The sequence below is a fragment of the Microcoleus sp. genome, assembly GCF_049646505.1.
Classification (GTDB): Bacteria; Cyanobacteriota; Cyanobacteriia; order Cyanobacteriales; family Microcoleaceae; genus Microcoleus.
Window position 1 is genome coordinate 1 of the sequence record NZ_JBARVX010000180.1, and the last position, 6,430, is coordinate 6,430.

The following is a 6,430-nucleotide window of genomic DNA, read 5'->3' on the forward strand; positions in this document are numbered from 1 at the left end:
CTTCTTTTAACGATGATTTGGGCAGCAAGCGCTTGTTGTATGAAAGCGCAGGAATAGCTGAATATTGGGTGGATCGTGCGAACACGCGGGAGGTTTTTGCATTTGCGATTAATAACGGAGGTAGCGGTAGAATTCAAGAGTCGCGGGTTTTGCCGGGGCTGCAAATAGGATTAGTTGAGGAAGCTTTGAACCGAAGTCAAACTCAAGATGATGGGGAAATTAATCGCTGGTTGATTCAAACTTTTAGTCAAGGTTGAATGGAGTTTGAGGTGAAAAAAGAGTATCATAAGTTGGTGCGCGATCGCATTCCTGAAATTATTCGCCAAAGCGGGAGTGAATGCGAGTTTGTCATTTTGTCCGATCGCGAATACCGTCAAGCTTTGCGCCAGAAATTGATTGAGGAAGCGGGGGAAGCAGCGGTGGCTGATGAGGATGATTTGGTGGCGGAATTGGCTGATTTGTCTGAGGTGATGGATGCGGTGATGATCAGTTTTGGCATTTCGGGCGATCGACTTTTAGCCGAAAAAATCAAGCGCCGGGAAGCCAGAGGAGGTTTTGCACAAAAAATTATGCTGTTGCGGACATTATGAACATTATCTGCGTTAATCTGTGTTTATCTCCCTAACATCTGCGGTTACTTTCTCCTGTTAAAAAAATAAATATTAATTCCAATGGCTGCTAACAGAATTAGAATTGCTAAAGACAAAGCCGATTTAGTTAAATCCTTAACTGTATTGGATAACAACTCCGGGCCTTTTCAGACTTACGCCGATGTCATCGTCTTTGCCGCATCCTTGGGAAATCAGCGGAAAAAACGATCGCCCTTGGGGGAAATTTCTAAACGAGAACCCGGTTCGATCGACCTTGATGTTTTTGTATCGAGGGGTTACGATATGGCGATCAAGCTAATTGCGATCGCCGAAACTAAAAATCCTCAAATCCTCTCCCATCTCGACGAACAATTGGAAGCAGAACGCTTGCAAATTTTTGAAGAATATGCTAATGGCGGACTGGAAATATTGCGAGAAGAATTTCGGGGTGCGGCGGATTATACCGATCGCCTTTTGTTGTTTTTAATCTCCCAAAGAGACAATCAACATCGCTCAAATGAAGAATTCGATTTAAGCAAGTTCTTATTTTAACTCTCAATGAAGCACAAACCAACAGACACAATCAAGAGAATTTTAAAGCAATCTTTAAAATTTTTCGCTTACAGCTACTCAGCATTAATTATTTGCTATTTGATTCTCAAACTAATTTTTTGGGATAGCCTGTGGATTATAGCCTTGGTTAGCACTTTTATCCCGTTAATCTTCTTCCCAACTTTCCTGCTTCCCCTCATCGGATTATCAATTATCAAAAAAAGATGGTTTTCGATTATTTCGGCGATCGGCTGCATTGTGCTAATAAGTTGGCTGCAGATAAAATACTTTTCTCCCGCACCAATTGACAGCACAAACTCGCAACCGAGTATCAAAATTTTATCCCATAACGTCGGATGGTATACAACACAGTCACCAACTTTAGTTAAACTAATTGAACGGGAAAAACCCGATATTATCTTTTTACAAGAAATCGTTCATAAACATACCGAAAGAGCATTCACTTGGCTAAAAGCAGACTACCCCTATCAAATTGGCATTCCCCCGGTAGGAATTCTCAGTAAATATCCCATTGTATCCAGCGAAATACTGCACTTGGCCGATCGTGCAGAAACGCAGCAGCGGGCCGTTATTAAATTTAAAGATCGAGAAATAGTCGTTTATAATATGCAAGCTACCGGGCCTTGGTTTAAGAAATATAAAATTTTACGTTTCATCAAAATTCCAGTTTACAAATATGACCAAAGATCGCCTGAAATTATAGATTTAGTTGAGCGAGTCCAGCAAGAAACTCTGCCCGTAATTGTCGCCGGCGATTTTAATATGACAGACGAAACTCAAGACTACTATAACCTGCAGAAAGTCCTGCAAGATTCTTTCCGAAAATCAGGATTTGGGTTTGGTTTTACCTGGCCTCACGGTTGGGAACTTAAGTTTTTGGTAAAACGCTCGAATTGGAAATTAAACTATCCCGTTTGTCGGATTGATTATATTTGGTATTCCCAGCATTGGGGTGCAAAATCGAGTTCGTCTTTGGAGGCTACCGAGTCCGATCATTTACCCGTGGGGGCGGAATTGGTTTTGTTGAAACCACAAAATAGTTAAGTTAAATTTAATGTTTTAGTCAATTATTTCCGGGAGTTATATGTTAAAATAACTTTTAGGTGGAGTGATTAAGTCTAATGCCTACTGCTGCCCAGCTTGAGAGTTTATATCGCATCTCTTATCAACTAACTTACACAATGCTTCAGCCCATACATCTTGTTTGTGTTGACGAGAGAACTCGTAACGTATACATATTGGCTGGGTATGATGAAGAGCTTGAGTTCCAAATTTTACCCAATGGGGAGTTTGCTGATGAGCCAAGTTAACTATAACGAAATGTCGAATGCTGAATTGAAAAAGTATTTTCTCAGACATCGAGGAGATAGAGCCGCTTTTCAGGCGTACTTAGACAGAATCAATCAGCATCCGCTGAGGATTATTGCAACTCCCGGCGATCCTGATTTTGATGAGAAAGTTCAAGCCGCAATTCAGCAAAAGTTAGAAGCCGCAAGAAATAGCAGTAGTTAACCATCTAACAAGTTAAATACAGTCGGCGATTGAAACTTTGTGATAAGAAGAGATACACCCCATGCAAATTACCCTCACCATTCCTGAATATTTAGAACAGCAACTTCTTGAGAAAGCTAGCAAACTCAACTTGCCGATCGAAACCCTGATTTTGCAATCCCTAGGTCAACTGTTTGAAGAAGACAAAAACGATCCATCTAAAGAAGATATTCTTAACAGTCTCCTGATTGCGCTTCGGGAAGTAGAAGACGGCAAAGTTCATCCGATCGCAGAACTTTGGGATAGTATTGATGTCTGAACCACCTAGCATCCAGATTCTGTTTGCGGATGAATTGGGGGATTACGATATACTCTTAAAAGTACGAATTTAACAACATTTTAGTTGGGAAGGTAGTCAATACCAGTCTGCGATCGCGAGTTCCGAAACTCTAGAAAATTCCTTGACATTGTGGGTAACGAGAGTCGCTTGGAGAGCTACGGCTGTCCCTGCAATCAAAACATCGATCGGGCCGATGGGAGTACCTTGTTGCTCCAACTGTGCGCGAATTGTAGCAGCCGCAACAGCAGCATCGCGATCGAAAGCAATAACGTTAACTCGGCTCAAAAGTTGCTGAAGTTGTTGAGTGCGTTTGGCCGGCGAATTGGATTTAGCAATGCCGACTTGCAACTCAAAAATAACGATCGCAGAAACGACTATTTCCTGGGGTAAAACATTAGCAATGTTTTGAGCAACTTGTCCTTGACCTTTGAAATAGTAGATCGAGGTGTTTGTATCCAAAACGTACATTTATAGACTCTCCCGCAAAACATCTTGTCCAGATTCAGCACGAATATCTTCTAGAGATGGAAAATCTTTTACCCAAGTTCCAGCAAGGGAAAAAACAAGTTCAGCCCAAGGAATCGGAGAGTCTACAGTGTCTGTTTGCTGGTTCGCGCTCAAATGCTTAGCACAGACGAATTCAGCGAAAGTGAGAATTTCGCTAGCTTGGTCTTTGGGAAGGGTTTTGGCGATCGCATAAATCTGTTCAGCGATGGTCATAATCTGGTTATAGGTAAGGTGCAGATTCAATTATAGAAAACTAATTTGCTTCCTGCTCAGTGTTAGTCGCTGTGGACTTTGCCCAATAGAAACTTAACTCAGCACCGGCGGTAATCCTACCTCTTTCGGATTCACAAACCTGCCATTAAAACTAACAGCTTTATCCTCAAAAGTCCTCGCTTGAGCCACAGCTTGCCGCAAATGAGCCCGATCCATATCGTCGTCAATTCCCGCCACCAAATATACAATTAATTTCGCCGCTAAATCCCTTCCAGAAACTAACACTCGCTTTTTATTCGGATCGTACAAAATTCCATACCACGCAGATTCAGGATTGTCCATGTGGCTAAATCCTTCATCCACATCGAATCTGCGGAGTTTGTCGAAAATAGATTTCAGCGAAATTTTCTTTCTAAATGCTAGAATTCCCAAAGCATTAGCTAAGGCAATTTGACCGACTGGACGGAACAAAATATTTCCCTCGCCCCCCGGCTTTTCAAAACTAAATCGGCGCAATTCTAAGGTTTCTTCGCTGCTTTCAATTCTTTGATAGCTTGGTAAAGTTGCTAAATTATCGAACAACTTCTTAAACTCTTCAATTCCCTCTTTTAGTTCATCATCTTCGGGACGCATGGGAATTAAACCTTTTTTTTCCGGCTTCCAATGGGGGAATTTGTATTCTAAATACCGTTGCGACATATCTTGCAGCGCTTGCAATGTTGTGAGTACAGTTGATTTGGCGGCGACTGTGGCGCTGTCCCAATTGACGCGGGGATTTCTGTCTTCTTGCTCTTTTAATAAAGGATGGGTGACGGCAATTTTGCGGGCGCAAATCGCAAATCCGTTATCCTCGTTCAATAATGCTAGCTGTCCCTGACTCAGCGTTACGGCCATGAGGTTAACGTGCACAAAGATCGATCGCACGCGCCGTTGTGCTTGCTGTCGGGTTTCCCCAGCCACAGCCGCCGGGATAAACTCAATCCCGATTTTTTCGTGAGCTAATTTGTGTACTTCGTCGGGGTAAATTTGATACTCTTGCGCTAAATCTTCGAGAGTAATTGCAGCGCCCACAGGTTTTTTATTTTTGTTGTATCTTTGCAGGATTCCGGTTTTAATTAAACTCATTAAACCTTGAATTCCCATCAGCCGGTGCTGGCCGTCTAAGGCAAAAATAGAAATATCTTTAGATATATTCAATAGCCCTAAGTTCTCATTTTTATCAAAGGATGTGAATTCAGCGGCCGATTTGGTTGCTACGCCGTTTTTATCCCATTCTTCTGCTAGAGGGTTGTCTACCCAAGGGGGACTGACGACTACTAAAACTGCGGGGAATTTGTGGGATTTTCGGGCTGCTAAATATTGAGTTAGTGGGGCTTGGCGCGACCAATCCAAGGGGCGCTGGATAATTTCGTCTATGGTTTCGTCGTCGCGGACAATGTTGTTAGTTTTGAGGTCAAATTTTTGTCGGAAAAGCGGCATTTGTGAGGCGAAACGGACGCGGGAATCCAACCATTCGAGGGTGACTGAACCGATGTAGGCTTCGGTGTTTCCCATCTGGGTTTTTTGTACGAAAATGCGATCGTCCTTTCCTAAATAATTATCTAATAACAGTGCGATTTCCTGCCTTTCGCGATTTTCTTTTTCCAAAAATGGGTTAGCGAGGTCAGCCGCTGGGTTGGTATTCATTCGCAGTTTTTATATAATTACGCTATTTTTTCAAAAATATCATGGGTTAAAATTGATGTCAACTCTTGTTTTTTAAAAAGTTTTGTGAAATACTTGACTTATCTTGCTATAACCCGGACATATACCACAAACCAGACCAAAAGTCAATAAATGTTAATTTCCAATTCCCAATTCCCAATTCCCAATTCCCAATGCCCGATGCCCGATGCCCGATGCCCAATTCCCAATTCCCAATTCCCAATTCCCAATTCCCAATTCTAAAATATGTCCACTCCTTCCTTTGAATACATTTTGCCGGTGATCCGGGGAATTCAAGCGGGCCGTGAATATTACGTATCGATGTGCCCGGTGCGTTTTTTGCCTAAATTGTTACCCTTAGACGGTGAAGATTTGCCGCCCCAATTGCGGGGAAAACGCGCGCTTAACAAAGCTAGAATTCCACAAATTGCTGATTACTTTGTTGATAATTCTGGAGATTACACTTGCGGGGCGATCGCAGCTTCTATTGATGGGGATATTACGTTTGAAGCGCTGGGAAATGAGGCGGAAGAACGCAAAATCGGTCGGTTGCGGGTGCCGATGGATGCTAAGTTTGTGATTAATGACGGACAGCATCGCAGGGCTGCTTTTGAAATGGCTTTGCAGGAAAATCCGCAGTTGGGATACGAGACTGTAGCGCTGATTTTGTTCCTGGATATCGGCTTGGAAAATTCCCAGCAAAAGTTTGCAGACTTGAACAGTTTTCAAGTACCTTTGGATGAGTCGCTAAGGATACTTTACAATTATCGGGACGATCGCGCTTTTGTGGTAAAGGCGGTGGTTAAGCAGGTTGAGGCTTTCCGGTGTTTGACGGAGATGGAGAAGGGGAGTTTGAACGGGCGATCGCCCAAATTGTTTGCGCTAAGTGCGATCGATCGTGCTATCATGGCTTTGCTGTCCAACATTCACAGCAGCAAACAAACAAAACCCTCTCATTCTGGCACTACAAAACAGAAAAAAGAGGAAGAACTTGCTCAACAAATACAACAGG

The 6,430-nt window shown here is 42.7% G+C and carries 11 protein-coding genes and 1 pseudogene; 8 read left to right on the plus strand and 4 right to left on the minus strand.

The annotated features are described in order from the left end of the window. From WBA89_RS09940 to WBA89_RS09970, 7 genes and pseudogenes are all read left to right on the plus strand, one after another. Positions 1 to 257: pseudogene (locus WBA89_RS09940) on the plus strand (Uma2 family endonuclease); the annotation flags it as partial. A gap of 12 nt (positions 258 to 269) precedes the next feature. Continuing rightward, the gene (locus WBA89_RS09945; RefSeq protein ID WP_424406089.1) at positions 270 to 590 is read left to right on the plus strand and encodes a nucleoside triphosphate pyrophosphohydrolase; all 321 of its coding nucleotides are present in this window, start codon (positions 270 to 272) and stop codon (positions 588 to 590) included. Positions 591 to 671: 81 nt separating this feature from the next. Continuing rightward, positions 672 to 1,142 (plus strand): DNA phosphorothioation-associated protein 4, encoded by a 471-nt coding sequence (locus WBA89_RS09950; RefSeq protein ID WP_424406091.1) that lies wholly within the window; start codon positions 672 to 674, stop codon positions 1,140 to 1,142. Positions 1,143 to 1,148: 6 nt separating this feature from the next. Then, positions 1,149 to 2,207 (plus strand): endonuclease/exonuclease/phosphatase family protein, encoded by a 1,059-nt coding sequence (locus tag WBA89_RS09955; RefSeq protein WP_424406093.1) that lies wholly within the window; start codon positions 1,149 to 1,151, stop codon positions 2,205 to 2,207. Between the two features lie 77 nt (positions 2,208 to 2,284). Next, positions 2,285 to 2,473: a DUF6888 family protein gene (locus WBA89_RS09960; RefSeq protein WP_424406095.1), complete on the plus strand. Its 189-nt coding sequence runs from the start codon at positions 2,285 to 2,287 to the stop codon at positions 2,471 to 2,473. Beyond that, the gene (locus WBA89_RS09965; protein WP_424406097.1) at positions 2,460 to 2,675 is read left to right on the plus strand and encodes a DUF6887 family protein; all 216 of its coding nucleotides are present in this window, start codon (positions 2,460 to 2,462) and stop codon (positions 2,673 to 2,675) included. Before WBA89_RS09960 ends, WBA89_RS09965 begins: the two co-directional genes overlap by 14 nt. 61 nt (positions 2,676 to 2,736) lie before the next feature. Then, complete coding sequence (locus WBA89_RS09970) at positions 2,737 to 2,973, plus strand: hypothetical protein (RefSeq protein ID WP_424406099.1); 237 nt, start codon at positions 2,737 to 2,739, stop codon at positions 2,971 to 2,973. A 96-nt stretch (positions 2,974 to 3,069) separates the two neighbouring features. Here the strand turns inward: WBA89_RS09970 and WBA89_RS09975 are convergent, their stop codons facing one another. From WBA89_RS09975 to WBA89_RS09990, 4 genes are all read right to left on the minus strand, one after another. Next, positions 3,070 to 3,462 carry a type II toxin-antitoxin system VapC family toxin gene (locus WBA89_RS09975; RefSeq protein ID WP_424406101.1) on the minus strand — a complete coding sequence of 131 codons (393 nt, stop codon included), beginning with the start codon at positions 3,460 to 3,462 and terminating at the stop codon, positions 3,070 to 3,072. Further along, positions 3,463 to 3,714, minus strand: a complete 252-nt coding sequence (locus WBA89_RS09980) for a DUF2281 domain-containing protein (protein ID WP_333091040.1) — start codon at positions 3,712 to 3,714, stop codon at positions 3,463 to 3,465. Between the two features lie 93 nt (positions 3,715 to 3,807). After that, positions 3,808 to 5,400, minus strand: coding sequence for a DGQHR domain-containing protein (locus WBA89_RS09985; RefSeq protein ID WP_424406103.1), 1,593 nt, complete (start codon positions 5,398 to 5,400; stop codon positions 3,808 to 3,810). Positions 5,401 to 5,506: 106 nt separating this feature from the next. Next, positions 5,507 to 5,641 (minus strand): hypothetical protein, encoded by a 135-nt coding sequence (locus WBA89_RS09990; RefSeq protein ID WP_424406105.1) that lies wholly within the window; start codon positions 5,639 to 5,641, stop codon positions 5,507 to 5,509. A gap of 23 nt (positions 5,642 to 5,664) precedes the next feature. Between WBA89_RS09990 and WBA89_RS09995 the strand changes: the two genes are divergently transcribed. Next, the coding region (locus tag WBA89_RS09995; protein ID WP_424406107.1) for a DNA sulfur modification protein DndB at positions 5,665 to 6,430 on the plus strand (766 nt) is incomplete at its 3' end.